We start from the raw sequence: 18588 nt of genomic DNA, 5'->3' as shown, positions 1-18588 counted from the left end.
TTGAGTTCGGCGAGGGCGCGGCATAATAACCTCCTTGTTAAATGCTTAAACAAAGTATAGTCGGATGTTTACTTCCGCGTCATTAACGCTGGGAGTCCATATTCTTTTTCATATTCTTTTATATTCGTTTTTCCATATTATTTTTATATTTTTTGGAAAATTATTATGTTTTTAATGCATCGTTATCACTCGCAATACTTTCTCTTGTGGCTTATATTCAAGAGCAGTTACCACTCTTGTTGGGTAACTACCATCAGGCCTAGGAATCTCAATCATCACGTTAAATTTTGATACATTATGATCTGGCAAATACGACAGGTTATATATATAACTATCAGAAACCTTCGAGCGAATAAGATCCGAAATATCTTCCTTGTCTAAGGATTCGATTCCCGCCTTTTCAAGTTTTCCACATTTGGCAGATTTCAAATATTCATATTTCGCATCTTCAATTTTAATTTCAAATCCATCAATTGGAAATATCTGATCAGATATTGCATTAAGTGATAATTCCGTGTCAGATTCAAAACCTTTGAAAATAGGCCTCTCAATTTTATAGCTTAAAAGAACATCAAAATACATGGATTGGAGGCTATAAACCTCTAAGCCATAGTCTGCGAAAGGATAGCCAGCCATATTTATATTCTCTTCGTTTGGCCTATCATCCTCATGCCCCATAATAACCTTTTTGCCATGTTTGAGAAAACTATTGGCGAGGATCGTAGACAAATAAATGCGAGCACGGGAAGAGAAAGTTCCCGGTATAAACCCAACATATGGTTTGAACTGCGATAGAGATTTGTGAATTCGCTCTAAACCAGACTCAGTTAAATTATTTATATAAACACAATATAGCACTGTCCCGTGCACAAACTCCAAATCTCTCGACAGAACTAATGACTCCTGAAGAACCGAGAATATGAATTCCTGATCATTTCCAATCAGGTCTCCGCATTGCACGCTATGATTTGATTTTAAATCAAGAAGCGGTAGAACCTGTTTCATTACTTCTAAGCCATACCAGCTTGATTCAATATCTTGTGAATCAAAAATAAATCCAGCTTCAAATCGGTCGGTTCTAGGAACCAAGGCTGTTCTTAAATCCTGATACTTAATTCCTTTAGAATTCAGGATATCGATCGTCGTTGCGACCATCCCTTGTATTTCTCGAAACATGACTTCTGGAGACAGGCCAAAATAGTCTCGCATTGTCTCGAGCATAATATGCCCGCGTGCATCAATTGTGTGTATAGATGTGCTCATGATTTCTCGTAAACATACCAGCTTATAGTGCGCATGCGCGTTTTAGTCCTCGGAGGGCTGTAAACGCGCATAGCTATCTCTTTGTATTAGTTAGATATAATAGAGTCTAGCCAAAATATCCCTTGTAGTTAAACGTACATGCGCGGTTTCCAAACCTATTATCTACCAACAGTGTTTTATATCTATATGACTTTAACGATACTTTCTGTGATGTTACAGAAATAATGCGCCAGATTATCTTCAAATTTCAGGGGCTTTTGTTAAAACCTCAATAATGCTTGAAAAACCAGCGTTATCGCGCTCTCCCGGAGCTGTTCGAGTCTTTTTCTAACTGATATTCGTGACGTCATACCATAGGGACACAGCGTAAATATGAAGTTGCTCCGTTTCTTACTATTTATAATGAGCTCAGATTTATACTGAGCCAGATTTATGCTGAGCCAGGATAAGTGATTCCAGCAGCTTACAGGCCGGGCCCTGTTTGTCTCTCTGTGGCACTACCAGACTGAGCAGTATCTTGCGGCTGCTGGAGCCTTTGAGACTGAGGCGTACCAGTTCTCCATTTTTCAGCTCCTGCTTGACCAGATGCGCCGGGATCCAGCAAAAACCTATGCCTTTGGCCAGGATCACCTTGGCTTCGTGGAAGTTGCTGACGGTCCAGCGCTGCTCGGCCTTGAGCCAGCCGATTTCCTGCTGACTATTGACGCCGGTATCTTTGATCACAATTTGCAGATGTTGGGCCAGCACTCTGTCGTCTTCAATTTCCACTTGGGCCGCCAGCGGATGGGAAGGGTGGCAGAGCAGGTAGAAGTCCAAGTCGCAAAGGGGCTCTGAGATATAACCCATGGGCGGGGTACCGCAAATCGCAATATCTACCTGATGGTTTTTGATCATCTCCTGGGTGCCGCTGATCACTGTGTCCCGCACTGTGACCCGGGTTCCGCGGCTCTGGGGCAGAAAGGCGGCCAGCGCCTCGGTCAGGGTTTCCATCGGGTAGACCAACTCCCTGGCGATGCTCAGACTTGGCTCCCAGCCCTGTTCCAGATTGCTGGCGAGCTGCTCCAATTCCCCCACAGCCTGAGTGACGTGACGAGAGCGACGCAGCAGTACTTCGCCGCATTCGGTCAGATAGGCCTTGCGGCCACGCACTTCGAGGAGTTGGATCCCCAACTGATGCTGCAGCTTGGCCACAGCATGGTTGAGGGATGATTGGCTCTTGTTGAGCTGCTCTGCGGCCTGGGCGTAACCACCGAAGTCGACGACGGCCTGCAGGATCCGCCACTGTTCCAATGTGGACTTGGGTCTGTTCATTTTCTAAAAACTCGTCAGATTTCGGCCTATCATGGGTGGAAACTGCCAGTTTTTCAAACTATTTAGCCTTTTTCGTCGACTCGGTCGCCTGTTTGACCGACTCGAGTGGCGTCACCTGCATCGGCAGGTATTTTCGGGTCGCCTTGAGCTCACTCAAATAGGGGCCTTTATGCAGTTTTTCCGGCCATTTGAGCAGCATCATCGCCAGCACATTACGGTGTTCCCCCAGAGCCAGCGCCGGGTTGCCTTTGGGGGAGCGAATAAAGTCCACCTCAGGATCGAAGGAGTTGATTATGTGCGCCTGAGTGGCTTTCACCATGGGATGATCTTTGCCCTTGCCGGCGAGCAGATAGCTTATTCCTACTTCGGCAATAATATCGTTGGTGGCATCACTGAGGATCCGCTCGCGGTTGGCTTCGAAGTAGTCGAGGATCCAGGCGAACTCCTTGGCATCTACCGGGTGCTGATAGTATTCACTGGCGGCGAAGATAAAGTGAGTCAGGCCATAGAGCTTATTGCGATATTGTGCCTTACTGAGCTTGCTATCTTCGGCATCCGGGTAGACACGTTTGAAGGCGGCTTTGTAGTCTTCCAGGTAATCGCCAACGCCAAGTTGCTTGGCCCAGTAAACATAATTGATCAGCTGCGCCGCCCAGGCTTCAATCATGGCTTCGTCGGTCAGGCCGTGCTGCAGATCTGTACTCTTGAGCCCTTTGAGCAACTTGTCGTGGCAGGGGCCGGTAAAACCAAACTCATTTATACGGCTGGCGTAGCGCAGCAGCACATCGGTATAAAACAGAAATTCGGGGAAGGGTTTGAGCGCTTTTTTGCGTGCCTTGGCCCGGGGGCCATTGCCCAGTTGGGATATCGCCTTGAGCGATTCACTTTTGACAAATTCAGGGTCGTCCAGCTGGCAGGCATAGAAGCTTTGCGCTTCAGTAACCGCAAACAGATCCACCAAGGCGGCGTTGGCGTACTGCTCGTCACCTGTCATCCGATAGAGGCGGATCCCGTAATGGCCCTGCACCCTTGGGGGCAGCTGGTAGAGATGTTGCTCCAGATTCTGCTGAATGCGTTGATAAACCTCATCAGCGCTGGGCTGGCTCTTGGCGGCCAGGGTACTGCTCATCACTCCCAGGCAGAGGGCAAGTGTCAGTTGACCGGTTCTCTTGAGTATTGGCATCGCGTATCCTCCGGATGAGTGTGGCCGCATCGGCAGCGCCAAACAGGCTTTGCAAACGGGCGGCCATAGGTTGGGCTGATTCGTTGACCAGCAAGAGATCAAATAGTTGCGCCGGGTTGCAGCCCCGGGTGTGAACATCTATGGCTTTGGCAAGTTGCTGTTGCCAGAGCCCGAGATAATAGAGCGGCCCCTGATCGCTGATGGCGCCAAAGCTGTAGCTATAATCACTGACTTCGGGCCAGGAGCCATTAAAACTGGCTTCAAACGCCTTGTGCAGCTGTGGGTATTGGCTGTTGCCAAAGGCTTCAAAGCTGGCGAGGGCCACTTTGGCACGAAACACCTTGAGCTGCTGCTGGTATTCTTCGGCCAGTTGTTCGCGCGAGCCGGGAGCCGGCTTGAGTGAAAACGCAAAGGCATCGCTCAGATAGCGCTCAAGCCAGGCTTTGCCCACTCCGGCGCCATCCTGAGGCAACTCCAGACTGTTATTGAGATAATAACGGCCGCCGCCACTGAGTTGGGCTATGGCGGCACTCAGGGAAGAAACTGCGGTCTGATAGTCCTTGAGCTTCACTTGCTGAGGCTTAAGCACCAGCTCGCTCTGGCCGGTTTGTTGGCCGACAACGGCGCGGCGCAGCATTTTATGGCGGTTGTGTTTACCTTCGCTGATAAGCAGTTCACCCAACAGCCGACCATGGTGATACACCCTGAGCCAGTCGTCGTTAATCCGCTCTGCGGTTAATCCCAGCGGTTTGAGATGGTCAAACAGAGCTTTTAGTACTTCAGAGTCTTTGAGCGCGACCATTTCTGTTGACTGGGCCTGTTGTAACTCGCGGCCCAGATCCCAAGGGGCGTAATCCAGTTTTTGAGTGCTGGCATCGAGAAACTTGGCCACATCGCTTGGGGTGCTCAGCAACTGAGAACTGAGGATAAAATCACTGTAGCTCGGGTAACCATGCGCTTTGGCTTGCTCTTGTCTCAGGGCAAACACAGATGACAGCGGCAGTTGATTGCGTAATCTGGCGCGGCCCTGATAAGTGCGCCAAACCTTGGCGCGACAATCACCATCGGCCTGTTGCATCAAGTAAGAGGCGATATTGACTGCAAAAAAGCCGGGCTTTTGGGCTGATTGAGCGGCTTCCTGCTCCGCTGAATTCTCTTCGGGGTTGAGAGCCTGTTGCATGCCGGGCAGGGCGCATTGTCCCAACTCCAGCTTGAGATCGTCACTGCGCATTCCCTGGCGAATGCTGGCCTGGGCGCCATGAAGGCGTGCTTTTTCCTCTATGCCCAGATGTTGTTGCATCAACCAGTCCAACCTCTGGGCCAATGCCTGAAGCTGTGGCTCATCATTCTGGTTCAGTTCGGATGTGAGGCTTATCAGCGCCGGTTCGCTCAGGAATCTATCCATGGTGTCGGCCAGTTTCAACTGACACTGCAACAACAGCTCATGCTGCGCCGCTGACAGGGGAAAACTCCGATAATAACCGAGGCGGTCATTGATATTGTGCAGCCCGAGGGTTTGTCGCTCCAGCAGCTGCAGATCTTGAAATTCAGGTTGAAAATTGCTGCTGTATTCGACACATTGAGCCGTCAGCAAGGGGACGGCATCAGGCGCGGCCAGGGCAGGGGAAATGCCCGACGCCATTGTCGATGCCAGCAGCGAAGCCAACACCGACAGTGGCAGCCTGGACTTGAGGCGAGATGGACTCAGGCCGGAGTTAGCGGCTGGCAAAGTGCTTCTTGGCATAAGCGACCCGTTCTTCCACTGACATGGGTTTGCCCGTCATTCTTTCCACATGCTGCAGCCTTGGCAATATCCCCATGCCATTGGCTATCTGGATGGCAAGCCCGGGACGGGCGTTGAGCTCCAGCAGCAGTGGTCCCTTGTTTTGATCCAGTACCATATCGGTTCCCAGATAACCTAGTTCGCACATCTCATAGGCGCTCGAGGCCGTGTGCAGCAAGGTATCCCAGTGGGGCACCTCGATTTCAATCAGGTTACGCCCCGTGTCCGGATGCAAATCGACCGGGCGGTCAAACTGCACCGCATGCAGACCGCGGCCGGTGGCGATATCCAAGCCGACACCAACCGCGCCCTGGTGCAGGTTGGCCTTGCCATCGGAAGCGGCGGTGGACAACCTGAGCATTCCCATCACAGGAAAACCCTTGAACACTATCAGGCGGATATCCGGAACCCCTTCATAGCTGAAGCCATCGAATACGGGATCGAACTCAATCAAGCCCTCAATAATAGCTACATCCGGCTTGCCACCGAGGGAGAACAGGCCGCTGAGGATATTGGAAACGTGGCGATCGACCTCGCTCGGGGTGACTTCATTGCCGTTGGGCTTATAGAAGCGACCGTTTTCCACATGGGTGATCACCAAGATCCCTTTGCCGCCCGAGCCTTTGGAGGGTTTGATCACAAAGCCGCTGCGATCTTTTACCTGCTCGGGAATGCTATTGATACCGTGTTGCTCGCGCACCACGCCTATCAGATCGGGCACGGCAATATCATTGGCAAGCGCCAGTTGCTTGGTGGTGAGCTTGTCGTCCACTCGTTTGTAAAACTTGCGCGGGTTGTAGCGGCCAATATAGTCGATATTACGCTTGTTCATATTCAGCACGCCAGCGCGGCGTAGCTGCCATGGCCAGGCAAAATTCATCTTATTCTCCTGCCAGTGGCTTGAAGCGCTTGAGCTCCAGCAGTCGATAACCCGTGTACTGACCCATCAACAGCACCAGCGCCAGGATCACCAAATGGATACCCAGAAAGTTGAACACCCAGTGCTGTACCCAAGTGGCGCTCATGGCCAGATAAGCCAGAATGGCTACCAGAAGTGAACCGCCACCTTGTACCATTACTTCTTTGGCGCCTTCCTCTTCCCAGAGGATAGACATACGTTCAATGGTCCAGGCGAGAATGATCATCGGGAAGAAGGTGATAGTCAGGCCTTCACTGAGGCCAAACTTGTACGACAGCAGGGTAAACAGGCCTATGATGCCTATCACCACTATGATCACCGCCGATATTCGCGAAATCAGCAACAGGTTCAGATGTGATAGATAGGAGCGGATCATCAAGCCAAAGGCCACAATCAGCAGGAAACCTATCAGGCCGGTCAGCAGTGTGGTCTGGATAAAGGCCAGGGCGATAAGCACAGGCATGAAGGTACCTGACGTCTTGATGCCTATGATAACTCTAAGGAATACCACCATCAGCACTCCGATGGGGATCAGCAAAATACCCTTGAACAGGCTCTGTTCTTCCAGCGGCAGTTGATAGAGGGAAAAGTCGAAGGCGCTGTTTTTGGCCATCATGTCTATGGAGGTCGCCAGGGCTGAACGTGTGTCTTTCAACATGGAGAAGTTGACCTGGGAGTTGCTGCCACCCAGCACGTCCAATACCGATTTGCCATTGCGCTCCCACAGCACCATGTTTTCCGGACGGCCTTCTGTGCCTTTGACCAGATCGAACAGGTGCCATTGACCGTCCTGATAGACTTCGACAAAGGGAGACAGTTGCTGCCGACGGCGCTGATCTTCCAGATATAGCCCATTGACTTCCTGAGTCGGGATACCGCGGCTGTTGAGCATATGGACAAACAGCTTGGTGGGTGAGTTAGCCGACAGCAGCAGTTCTATGTTTTGACTGCGATCGCGGCCGGCAATGGCGCGCATGATCTCACGGGCAAAAGAGAGGTTACCGGCACTGCGAGCCCAGGCTTCGTCCATCACCTGCTCGGCGGCTGCTTTCTCGGTCGCTGACCAGATGTAAGGTATCGGCGGCAGAGGTTCTTCCTGAGCCTTGAGTATTTCACGGCCTGTGGGGATCAGGGTGACTTTATAGTAGAGGTCTTGTTGGCCATTGGCCTGACGAATCGACCAAAGCGCACGGCGGCCCTGTTCATTGTTGCTGATAGTCAGGCCATAACCCGGGGAGGTGGCATTTTCCATCAAGACTTCAAATGCCGGATCCTGTGGCAGGGAGAAAGAGACTTCTGCCGGACCTCCCGTACCCTGAAAACTCACTTTGGCATCGACTGCCCAACTTTGCACCTGCTCACCGGGCAGGAAGGGTACATTGTGTTCAATACCACGATAAATACTGGCGCTGAGCCCAACAATAAACAGCAGAGCTACCACCAGGTAGAAAGGTTTCCGTGAATGCATTACCGCTCCTATTTATGGCTCGAAATCACTAAGTCTTTGGCTTTGCCGTGCAGGTAAGCTTGGCCTACATCGACAACGGCTATGTCTTTCATAAACTTGCGGCCGAGCAGCAAAGGATATTCGAGGTGACTGCGGTCGGTAAGGTTAAGATCGGTTTCGGCGGCATATTTGCCTATTTTGAGGTGGGCGTGGATTACCGGACGGCGATCGTCTTTTTCATCGGCCTCTTGCTTGATACGAACAAAACGTACCACCTTAGATTCGAAAGTTTTTCCCGGCGCATCCGCGCCATTGATCATCACATCGAATCTAACCCACTGGGCGCCGTCACGCTCAAACAGAATAATGTTGCGGGCATCGAGTGAAGAGGATTCGGCGCCGGTATCGATACGGGTATCGAAACTGGCATTCAGCTCATCGATAAAGACGCTTTCGACTTCACCGAGAATATATTTGTCGCCAATGGGCGAGGCTTCGCAGGGCGCAGGCACCTGTACTTCCTTGATGGTTTCCTTGGGGGGCTGCTGCAGTTTCTTCATCTGCTGTTGCAAACTCTGAAGCTGAGTATTCAGGGCATCCAGATGCTGTTGCTGTTGATTCTGAGCCTGAGCAATCACATTGACTATGCTGGCTTCCTGAGAGGCGAGGTTGGACTGCAAGGTCTGGGCGTCGACCGGCACCGGGGCATTGGCCACTTCCTGAGTGCTGGCGCAGCCGCCGGCAAGTGTTGCCATGGAGGCCATGACGGCGATTGAAATCGTCTGTTTCAACATAGTGCTTCCTGTATTCTGTTTTCCAGATTGCGTCACTTTTATATAGGGTTCGGTGAACTCGACTTACTTAATCGCGATAAAGGTTGCCCGTTTGGGGGCGGGGTAACCTTCCACTGTTAAATTGATGTCGGTCGGATCGAGGTAATCCACCAGAGATTCGTTGCGCATCCAGGGCGTGGAGCGTTGCTCGGCCAGTGATGTTACATCGACGTCGACACAGCGAACCTCACGAAAATCGCACTTTTCAAGCCAGAGTTGCAACGCGGCAACGGACGGGATAAACCATACATTATTCATCTTTCCATATCTATCCCGTGGCAGCAGTACGGCATTTTCATCACCTTCTATGACCAAAGTCTCCAAAATGAGTTCACCTCCGGTTCGCAATTGGTCACGTAGTTGCAACAAGTGATCAATGGGGGAACGTCTGTGATAGAGCACTCCCATGGAGAACACAGTATCAAAGGCATCCAGTGGTGGCAGTTCTTCTATCCCCAAAGGCAGCAGGTGCACTGGCGGAGTGTCGCCGGCGAGGCGTTTGACCGCTTCGAACTGGCATAAAAATAGTGAGGAGGGGTCGACACCGACCACCATTTTGGCGCCTTCACCATACATGCGCCACATGTGATAGCCGCTGCCGCAGCCCACATCCAGCACGGTTCTACCTGCCAGCGGGCTGATATGGGGCGCGACGCGCTCCCACTTCCAATCAGAGCGCCATTCGGTATCGATATGAATGCCGTGAATATGAAATGGCCCCTTGCGCCAGGGATGCAGCAACTGCAGCAGGTTTTCCAGTTTTTCCCGCTGCCCTGTTGCCAATTGCTCACCTGAGCCTATGGTGACACTGTCTTTGAAATCCAGTCGGTCGGGGGCGGGGTAGTTGAGCTTGGCGAGCACTTTTTCCCACTTGGGTAGGGCGCCGTGCTTGTGTTCTCTCTGCCAGTCGCCGAGTTTGGCTGGCAGTGTTTCCAGCCAATGCTGCAGATTGGAGTCGGCAATCTGTTGATAGAAATTACTGAAACTGATCACTTGATAGCTACCATGGATGTGAAATTGAAGCACTGAAACCAGACGCCGTAATGGGCAAAACCGGCCTGGGATAATCTGTTGTAGTGATTGTCGAGTTGATCGGGTTTCATCACGTTTTCCAGTGCGCTGCGCTTTTGGCTGATCTCCAACTCGCTATAGCCATTGGCGCGTTTGAAATCCAGATGATGTTCATCCAGTACTTGTTGGATAACTTCATCGCCGAAGCGGATTTTTTCCGACAGTACCAAGGCACCACCGGGGCGTAAGCCGGCATATATTTTCTGGATCAGGGTATCGCGATCCTCAGGCGGCAGAAACTGCAAAGTAAAATTGAGTACCACCAAGGAGGCGTCTTCGATGGCGACATCACGGATATCACCACAAATAAGCTGCACTTGGGTATCGCTGACATAAGCATTGAGATACTCCTGACAGCGCTCGGTCATCGCCGGTGAGTTGTCGACGGCGATAATCTCGCAGCCCTTGCCTTCAATACGCCTACGAATACTTAAAGTTGCCGCGCCAAGAGAACACCCTAAATCATAGACTTTACTGTCTTGTGTCACAAAGCGCTCGGCGAAATCGCCTATGGTGTTGATGATCTGACCGTAACCCGGCACAGAGCGACGGATCATATCGCTGAATACGCCGGCCACCCTATCATCAAAAGCAAAGTCTGAGACCTGACCGCAGTCAGTTGCATATATGGTGTCTTGAGAAGTGTTCATCTGAAATCTAGTGCGGGAAAATCAGTGACCTATTTTACCGAATCCCGCCTGAAAGCAGCAAGTGTGCTCTGGTAATTGACGCAAATTTTTTGTCTAATGATGCGGGAGTAACAAAATAATTACATCGCCTTATCAGGAAATAAGCACTTGAAATCGCTGACCTCTCTTTTGAGTCTATTGTGTGTGCTCGTATGTCTGCCGCTGGAAGCGGCCACCCAAGATCTGTCTTCTGCGCCCCCGCTTGTCATCGTCATGGGGGAGGACAGTTACCCCTACCAATTTGTTGATGATGCCGGCCAGCCACAAGGGATATTGGTGGACCTTTGGCAGGAATGGAGCCGGGTTAATCAAAGACCCATCACACTAGTGGCGCGGCATTGGAACGACTCATTAAGGCAACTCAAAGACGGCAAGGCGGATGTGCATCTGGCGTTGGCTTTGACCCCGGAACGAGAGGCCGAGTTTGAATTTGCCAAGCCTATTAGCCGTATTGATACTTACCTCTATCTGCATTTTGAACTGAGGCACAAGGACAGTTTTCAGAAGCTGCTGCCGTATCGGATAGGGATAGTCACAGGCTCATCCCATGAATCGGATCTTAAGGCGCAGGAGCCCGGCCTTTCATTTGCCTTATACCCAGGTCGCGACGCATTGCTCAAGGCGGTATCCCGGGGAGAAATCAAGGTGTTTGCCGGCATGGAAGGGTATCTTCGCGACCGCCAGTTGGCCCGCAGTATCGCCCAGCAATACCCAACCGCCAACCGGATGTTGATCAAGCACTCACAAGTGGCACCGGCTGTTGCCAAGGGAAGGCAGGCCTTGGTGGCCGAAATCGATCGCGGTTTTGCCCAGATCACTCCTGAGTTTATTGTTCAAACCCAAAGGCGCTGGCTGGGGTATCGTACCGATCAACACGGGATCACGGTTGCCATGCCACTGAATATGGAGCCGTTTTCTGATCTTGGGCCGGATGGTTTACCCCATGGCCTGTATGTGGATATCTGGCACAAATGGTCCGCCAAAACCGGGGTGCCGGTGGAGTTTGTTGCCGGCAACATGAATAGCGCTTTAGGGCTGGTTAAGCAGGGGATTGTCGATGCCCATATTGGCTACCCTGAAAGTGACGACCTTAGCTCAGGACTCAAGCGTGCCTGGCACCTGCACACCCAAAGCAGCCGTCTGTTTCTCAAAGGCCAGGTGGTGGATTCGTTGGCACTTTTGGCCGGCAAACGCTTAGGGATTTTCCCATCATCGCCCTATATCACAGAGCTGAAACAGGCCTTGCCCAAGGTACAGCTCAAGTATTTTGACTCTCTCGATGCCATGGTCAACGCCGCTGACCGTGGCGATATCTCAGGCTTTGTCTCGCCCTCGGCCTGGACGCAGCATTATCTGTTGACTCATGGACTCTGGGCCGATTACCAGCAAGCCAAAGCTTTGCAGTTCAGCTCAGATATCTATGTGTTGACTCGCAAACAGGACCATGGCCTGACCCAAAGGCTGATCGCAGGCTTTAACCTGTTGACCCGCGAGGAGTTGGCGGCGCTGGAAAACAAATGGATGCTCAATGGCGATGATCATGTTTACAGCAAGGAGCAGAGTCGGCTGCCATTGACTCAAGCCGAGCAGCGCTATCTTGAAAGTTTACCCGAGCTCAAAGTGGGCTATCTCAAGGATTGGCCTCCCTTTGAATTTGAAGACCAACAGGGGCAGTTTGCCGGAATTAATGCCGACGTGATGACGAGGGTGGCGCAGCAGTTGGGGCTTAAACTGCTGCCCGTGGCTTTCGATGAGTGGCGCGATCTCCTCAAGGCGCTTGGCAGCGGCGAAGTGGTGATGGCCGCCAGTCTGGCGGCGAGGGATGAACAAGATGCTGCGCTGGCTTTTTCCGACGGCTACTGGCCATCGCCCTGGGCCATGGTTTCCACCGTGGATCATCTGACTCTTTATAGCCTGGGGCAACTCAATGGTCAGCGGGTAGCGATTGTTGAAGGCTATCAGCTCGCCGGTGAACTTATGGCCAAGAGCCAGGGGATAATCCCGGTGTTGGTGCCCGGCATGCGTGAAGGATTGGAGGCCGTCAGCCAGGGAAGGGCAGATCTCTTTATCGATAAAGTGGTATCGCTGGGCTCAGCACTTTCTACCGGGCAATATCCGGCGCTGAAGATGAACCTGATAACCGATATGGCCGATCAGAAAAGTCATATCGGTGTCACGCCTGGTCATAAGTCGCTGGTGCCTTTGATTAACCAAGCCATAAGGGGACTGGATGACAGCCAAAGGCAAAGGATCCATCAAAAATGGGTTGGCACTGTGATTACCGATAAGAGCCAAGAATACAAGGAGTGGCTTGGCTATTTTTTACTGGCACTCTTGATTGCACTGTTTATTGTGCTGCTGGTGTTGCAGCTCAATCGGCGCCTCAGCCGGGAAATGAGCTTAAGGCGCGAGGCCGAGCTCAAGATGGCACACCTGGCCAATCACGATCCGCTCACCGGCTTACCCAACAGGGCGCTACTCGATGACAGGCTGGAGCAGGCGTTTTTGCAACATGCCAGAGAGCAGGAGCGTTTTGCTGTGCTGTTTTTGGGTGTCGATGGCTTTAAGGCCATTAACGACACCTATGGCCATGAGGTAGGAGATAGAATGCTGCTACAAGTAACAGAACGCTTGGCTACTGTTATTCGCAAATCTGATACCCTGGTGCGCTTTGGTGGCGACGAGTTTGTGGTGATCCTCAATCGGATTCAGGATTTCGATGCCGTCTGCCAGGTGGCGGAGAACTTTATCCAATCGCTGGCAGGGCCTCTTAAGTGGCAAGATATCAGTGTGCAGCTGTCGCTCAGTGTCGGGATCAGCGTGTATCCGGTGGACGGTGACAACGCCATCGAACTGCTCAAACGGGCCGATCAACTCATGTATCGCGCTAAAAAGGGCGGCGGCAACTGTTATCGTAGTGCCTGATTGTTGTTATTTTGAACGCTCGTGCTTTGACCTTGGTTCAGCCACTGGTCAAAGGGAGCAAACTGTTTGATACTTCACCGTCTGAAAGTGAAGTACTTTGGTAAGTGGCAGATTTTCTCTATAATGCCGCTCTTATCGTGTTGAATCATTCCAGAGCTCAGCAGGCCGGAATAAAGGATATAAAGCAGATGCGCAGTCATTATTGTGGGGACGTAAACAAGTCCCACGTTGGACAAGAAGTGACCCTGGTGGGTTGGGTAAACCGTAGCCGCGACTTGGGTGGTGTGGTGTTTTTGGATCTCCGGGATCGTGAAGGACTGATCCAGGTAGTATATGACCCGGACTTGCCTGAGGTTTTCGATGTCGCCAGCACACTGCGCAGCGAATTCTGTGTCCAGGTCAAAGGTGTGGTCAGAGCCCGTCCCGACAGCCAGGTCAACGCTCATATGCGTACCGGCGAAATCGAGGTGCTGGGTAAGGAACTGACCATAATCAACGCCGCCGACCCTCTGCCGCTGAGTATGGATAATTTCCAGAACAACAGCGAAGAGCAGCGTCTCAAGTATCGCTATCTGGACCTGCGTCGTCCGGAAATGGCCCAGCGACTGATTTTCCGCGCCAAGGTCACCAGTGCCGTGCGTCGTTTTATGGATAGCAACGGCTTTTTGGATATCGAAACCCCTATTCTGACCAAGGCTACGCCGGAAGGCGCCCGTGACTATCTGGTGCCAAGCCGCACTTACAAGGGGCAGTTTTTCGCCTTGCCTCAATCGCCTCAGCTGTTCAAACAGCTGTTGATGATGTCAGGTTTCGACCGTTACTACCAAATCGTCAAATGCTTCCGCGACGAAGACTTGCGCGCCGACCGTCAGCCTGAATTTACCCAGATTGATATCGAAACCTCTTTCATGAGCTCTGAGCAGGTGATGCAAAAGACCGAGGAGATGGTGCGCAGTCTGTTCCTCGAATTGCTCAACGTGGACCTGGGGGAATTCCCGACCATGACCTATGCCGAAGCCATGCGCCGTTTCGGTTCCGACAAGCCGGATCTGCGTAACCCACTGGAACTGGTGGACGTGGCCGATCTGGTCAAGGATGTTGAGTTTGCGGTATTCAACGGCCCGGCCAACGATGTTGAAGGCCGAGTGGCGGTTATCCGGGTGCCGGGCGGCGCCGAGTTGTCCCGTAAGCAGATAGACGACTACACCAAGTATGTCGGTATCTATGGCGCTCGCGGTCTGGCCTGGATGAAGGTCAACGACCTGGCTGCCGGCATGGAAGGCATTCAGTCACCTGTGCTCAAGTTCCTCAATGAAGATATCGTCAAGGCGCTGCTGGAGCGCACCGGCGCGCAAAGCGGCGATATCATTTTGTTTGGTGCCGACAAGGCCAATGTGGTTGCCGAAGCCATGGGCGCGCTGCGTCTGAAACTGGGTGAAGATTTCAACCTGCTCCAGGGCGAGTGGGCGCCGCTGTGGGTTGTGGACTTCCCTATGTTCGAAAAGGCCGACGGCCGTTTGTACGCAGTGCACCATCCGTTTACCGCGCCGCGGGGCGTGACTCCGGCTGAGCTGGAAGCCAACCCGGCCGAGACGGTATCAGACGCCTATGATATGGTACTTAATGGTACCGAACTCGGCGGCGGCTCTGTGCGTATCCACAACCAGGAGATGCAGGCCACAGTATTCCGGATTCTTGGGATCACAGATGAAGAAGCCAAAGAAAAATTCGGCTTCCTGCTGGAAGCACTGCGCTACGGCACACCACCGCATGCAGGTTTGGCCTTCGGTCTCGACCGTCTGGTAATGCTGATGACAGGCGCCAGCTCGATTCGTGACGTGATGGCGTTCCCGAAAACCACTACCGCAGCCTGCCCGTTGACCAATGCACCGGGTGAGGCCAATCCACAACAACTGGTGGAATTGGGTATCAAGGTTGCTGAAAAGGCGGCCGACAAAGCTGAAGTCTGAAGGACTGAGCTTGAAGTCATAAAAGTGTGAATCAAACCGGGGCATAAGCCTCGGTCTGTTTTTTTACCGGTTTGAATTTAAACCGGTATTGAGAGGAGATATACCTATGGCAGGTCATAGTAAATGGGCCAACATCAAACACCGCAAGGCCGCTCAGGATGCCAAGCGCGGTAAACTGTTCACCAAACTTATCCGCGAGCTGACAGTATCAGCCCGCGAAGGTGGCTCAGATCCGGACTCTAACCCCCGTTTACGTGCCGCTATCGACAAAGCGCTGTCCAACAACATGACCCGTGACACAGTCGATCGTGCGGTTAAGCGCGGTGCCGGTGAGCTCGACGGCCAGGCGCTGGAAACCGTAGTTTATGAAGGTTATGGCCCAGGCGGCACCGCCGTTATGGTCGAGTGCATGACAGACAACCGCAACCGCACTGTGACCGGCGTACGTAACGCCTTCAATAAGTCCGGTGGCAACCTGGGGACAGACGGCTCAGTGGCGTATCTGTTCACCAAGCAGGGCGTTATCAGCTACGAAGAGGGCGTTGATGAAGATGCCATCATGGAAGCCGCGCTGGAAGCCGGCGCCGAGGATGTGGTCAGCAATGATGACGGCTCAGTGGATGTTTACACTGCACCTGCCGATTTCGGTGCGGTGAAAGATGCGCTGGATGCCATTGGGGTTGAAGCGGTGAATGCCGAAGTGACCATGGTGCCATCGACCAAGGCCGATCTGGATGAAGATACCGCCGCCAAGTTCCTGCGTCTTATCGACACACTGGAAGATCACGACGACGTTCAGGAAGTTTATCACAACGCGGAAATTGCCGATGATGTGATGGAACGCCTCGGCTGATAAGGCGGACTATGGCGATTATTTTGGGTGTTGACCCAGGCTCGCGGATCACTGGCTACGGCGTGATCCAGTGTCAGGGAAGACACCAGATTTACCTCGGCAGCGGTTGCATTCGCACCAGCTGCGAGGACCTTCCCTCCCGTCTCAAACAGATATTCGACGGCCTGTCGGAGATTATCCGCCAATATCAGCCGGAGCAGTTTGCCATTGAGAAAGTGTTTTTGGCCAAAAATGCCGATTCGGCGCTGAAATTGGGCCAGGCCAGAGGCGCGGCCATAGTGGCGGCCACAGTGGCGAATTTACCGGTGGCTGAATACACGGCAACCCAGATCAAAAGCGCCGTGGTCGGGACGGGCAGGGCCCAGAAAACTCAGGTACAACACATGATCCAGCAGCTGCTCAAACTGCCGTCCGCCCCGCAGGCGGATGCGGCAGATGCGCTCGCCGTGGCCGTGTGTCATTATCATACTTGCCAGAGTCTGGTTGCCCTTGGCGGCCGGGCAACGGCCCGCAGCTATGGAAGATACAGATGATAGGGCGTTTACAGGGAATATTGCTGGAAAAGCAAGCTCCGGAAGTGTTGTTGGATGTGCATGGAGTGGGCTATGAACTGCAGATGCCGCTGACCAGCTTTTATGAACTGCCGGAACTGCAACAGAGCACCACTCTCTATACCCACTTTGTGGTGCGTGAAGATGCTCAGCTGCTGTATGGTTTTATTACCAAGCAGGAAAGAGCCCTGTTCAGATTACTTATCAAGGCCAATGGTGTCGGCCCCAAGTTGGCGCTGACCATACTGTCGGGGCTGACGGCGCAGGAATTTGTCAGCTGTGTCGAGCGCGACGATATCGCCACCTTGGTCAAACTGCCTGGGGTGGGCAAGAAGACCGCCGAGCGTTTATTGGTTGAGATGCGCGATAAGCTCAAGAGCCTGATGGAAGCCTCCAACGGCAATGAACGTGAGTTTGTGCTCAAGTCCAACTTTACCCCGGCAGAAGCGCCCAACAGCGCTGAAGAAGATGCCATTGCAGCCTTGCTCTCTTTGGGTTATAAACCCGCCCAGGCCAGCAAAGCGGTTTCCAGCGCCTTTGTTGAAGGCATAGATTCAGAAACCCTGATCAAAGCCGCACTCAAATCCATGCTGTAACATGGAGCGGATAACTGAGGAATGAAGGTAAAGGCATGATAGAGGCCGACAGACTGATCCAACCCCAAAGCTCTCCTCAGGAGGAGCTTATCGATCGGGCGATGCGTCCCAAGTTGCTGGACGAGTACACAGGTCAGAATGAGGCACGCGCTCAGCTCAAGGTGTTTATTCAAGCCGCCAAAAACCGCCAGGAAGCCTTGGATCACATGTTGATCTACGGCCCGCCTGGGCTTGGCAAGACCACCTTGGCAATGATAGTGGCCAATGAGATGGGGGTGAATATCAAGTCCACCTCGGGGCCTGTGCTGGAAAAAGCCGGCGATCTAGCGGCATTGCTGACCAATCTCGAGCCGGGCGATGTCCTGTTTATCGATGAAATTCACCGTCTCAGCCCAGTGGTGGAAGAAATTCTCTATCCGGCGATGGAAGACTATCAACTGGATATCATGATAGGCGAGGGCCCGGCGGCCCGTTCCATCAAACTGGACTTGCCGCCATTTACCCTGGTGGGAGCCACCACCCGCGCCGGTGCGCTCACTTCGCCGTTAAGGGCTCGTTTCGGGATCCCGCTGCGACTTGAGTTTTACAATGTGGACGACCTCAGCACCATAGTTGCCCGCTCTGCCAACATGTTGGAACTGCAGATGGACTCTGACGGCGCCAGGGAAATTGCCCGCCGAGCCCGCGGAACCCCGCGGATCGCCAACCGCCTGCTCAGACGGGTGCGTGATTTTGCCGAGGTGAAACACGATGGCCGGATCACCAAGTTGGTGGCCGAGCAAGCGCTGGATATGCTGGATGTGGACGGCGAAGGCTTCGATTACATGGACCGCAAGTTGCTGCTGGCGATCATCGACAAGTTTATGGGGGGGCCAGTGGGGCTCGACAACTTGGCGGCGGCCATAGGCGAAGAGCGGGAAACCATAGAAGATGTGCTGGAGCCATTTCTTATCCAGCAAGGTTTTATCCAGCGTACTCCCAGGGGCAGGATAGCCACTGCCAGGGCCTACAGCCATTTTGAGATGATAAAGCCGGAATAGCCAGAAAAGGGAAAGGTCTTAACAACTTTTCCCTGTCTAGTTACGCAAAATGGGTAAATCCTGCATCTTGGCAAACTGAACTGTGATAGTTAACTTATTGTATTAAAAACTTTAGTGTTGCAGCTGTCTCAACTTCCTTTGGAAAAGCACTTTG

At 52.6% G+C, this 18588-nt stretch carries 15 protein-coding genes; 6 read left to right on the top strand and 9 right to left on the bottom strand.

Features of this window, described 5'->3' with window-relative positions:
• Positions 1-171: 171 nt before the first annotated feature.
• The 9 genes from CX651_RS14215 to cmoA all read right to left on the bottom strand — a co-directional run bounded on the left by CX651_RS14215 (position 172) and on the right by cmoA (position 10460).
• Positions 172-1263, bottom strand: coding sequence for a hypothetical protein (locus CX651_RS14215; protein WP_101056571.1), 1092 nt, complete (start codon positions 1261-1263; stop codon positions 172-174).
• A gap of 414 nt (positions 1264-1677) precedes the next feature.
• Entirely contained in the window at positions 1678-2574 is an 897-nt protein-coding gene (locus tag CX651_RS14210; protein ID WP_101056570.1) for a LysR family transcriptional regulator, read from the bottom strand.
• A 58-nt stretch (positions 2575-2632) separates the two neighbouring features.
• A complete protein-coding gene (locus tag CX651_RS14205) occupies positions 2633-3703 on the bottom strand; it encodes a DUF3541 domain-containing protein (RefSeq protein WP_229839804.1) in 1071 nt (356 codons plus the stop codon).
• The gene (locus CX651_RS19885) at positions 3663-5501 is read right to left on the bottom strand and encodes a M3 family metallopeptidase (protein ID WP_110691264.1); all 1839 of its coding nucleotides are present in this window, start codon (positions 5499-5501) and stop codon (positions 3663-3665) included. The genes CX651_RS14205 and CX651_RS19885 overlap by 41 nt, the downstream gene beginning before the upstream one ends.
• On the bottom strand, positions 5473-6420 hold the full coding sequence (locus CX651_RS14200; RefSeq protein ID WP_039032903.1) for an alpha-L-glutamate ligase-like protein: 948 nt from the start codon (positions 6418-6420) through the stop codon (positions 5473-5475). The genes CX651_RS19885 and CX651_RS14200 overlap by 29 nt, the downstream gene beginning before the upstream one ends.
• A gap of 1 nt (position 6421) precedes the next feature.
• Complete coding sequence (locus CX651_RS14195) at positions 6422-7927, bottom strand: inactive transglutaminase family protein (protein ID WP_101056568.1); 1506 nt, start codon at positions 7925-7927, stop codon at positions 6422-6424.
• A gap of 8 nt (positions 7928-7935) precedes the next feature.
• Positions 7936-8700: an ATP-dependent zinc protease family protein gene (locus CX651_RS14190; protein WP_039032905.1), complete on the bottom strand. Its 765-nt coding sequence runs from the start codon at positions 8698-8700 to the stop codon at positions 7936-7938.
• Positions 8701-8763: 63 nt separating this feature from the next.
• Positions 8764-9732 carry a tRNA 5-methoxyuridine(34)/uridine 5-oxyacetic acid(34) synthase CmoB gene (gene cmoB / locus CX651_RS14185; protein WP_101056567.1) on the bottom strand — a complete coding sequence of 323 codons (969 nt, stop codon included), beginning with the start codon at positions 9730-9732 and terminating at the stop codon, positions 8764-8766.
• Positions 9729-10460, bottom strand: a complete 732-nt coding sequence (cmoA, locus tag CX651_RS14180) for a carboxy-S-adenosyl-L-methionine synthase CmoA (protein WP_101056566.1) — start codon at positions 10458-10460, stop codon at positions 9729-9731. The genes cmoB and cmoA overlap by 4 nt, the downstream gene beginning before the upstream one ends.
• 156 nt (positions 10461-10616) lie before the next feature.
• Here cmoA and CX651_RS14175 point away from each other — a divergent pair, with 156 nt between their 5' ends.
• From CX651_RS14175 to ruvB, 6 genes are all read left to right on the top strand, one after another.
• Positions 10617-13424: a transporter substrate-binding domain-containing protein gene (locus CX651_RS14175; protein WP_373296853.1), complete on the top strand. Its 2808-nt coding sequence runs from the start codon at positions 10617-10619 to the stop codon at positions 13422-13424.
• Between the two features lie 188 nt (positions 13425-13612).
• Positions 13613-15394 (top strand): aspartate--tRNA ligase, encoded by a 1782-nt coding sequence (aspS, locus tag CX651_RS14170; protein WP_101056565.1) that lies wholly within the window; start codon positions 13613-13615, stop codon positions 15392-15394.
• A 106-nt stretch (positions 15395-15500) separates the two neighbouring features.
• Entirely contained in the window at positions 15501-16247 is a 747-nt protein-coding gene (locus tag CX651_RS14165) for a YebC/PmpR family DNA-binding transcriptional regulator (RefSeq protein WP_039032909.1), read from the top strand.
• Positions 16248-16258: 11 nt separating this feature from the next.
• The gene (ruvC, locus tag CX651_RS14160; protein ID WP_025889772.1) at positions 16259-16780 is read left to right on the top strand and encodes a crossover junction endodeoxyribonuclease RuvC; all 522 of its coding nucleotides are present in this window, start codon (positions 16259-16261) and stop codon (positions 16778-16780) included.
• Positions 16777-17394, top strand: coding sequence for a Holliday junction branch migration protein RuvA (ruvA, locus tag CX651_RS14155; RefSeq protein ID WP_101056564.1), 618 nt, complete (start codon positions 16777-16779; stop codon positions 17392-17394). The genes ruvC and ruvA overlap by 4 nt, the downstream gene beginning before the upstream one ends.
• A 35-nt stretch (positions 17395-17429) precedes the next feature.
• Entirely contained in the window at positions 17430-18434 is a 1005-nt protein-coding gene (ruvB, locus tag CX651_RS14150) for a Holliday junction branch migration DNA helicase RuvB (RefSeq protein WP_025009694.1), read from the top strand.
• The last annotated feature ends 154 nt before the right edge of the window (positions 18435-18588 follow it).

Source organism: Shewanella chilikensis, from assembly GCF_002836945.1.
GTDB lineage: Bacteria > Pseudomonadota > Gammaproteobacteria > Enterobacterales > Shewanellaceae > Shewanella > Shewanella chilikensis.
This window is presented reverse-complemented; position numbering and strand designations above follow the sequence as displayed.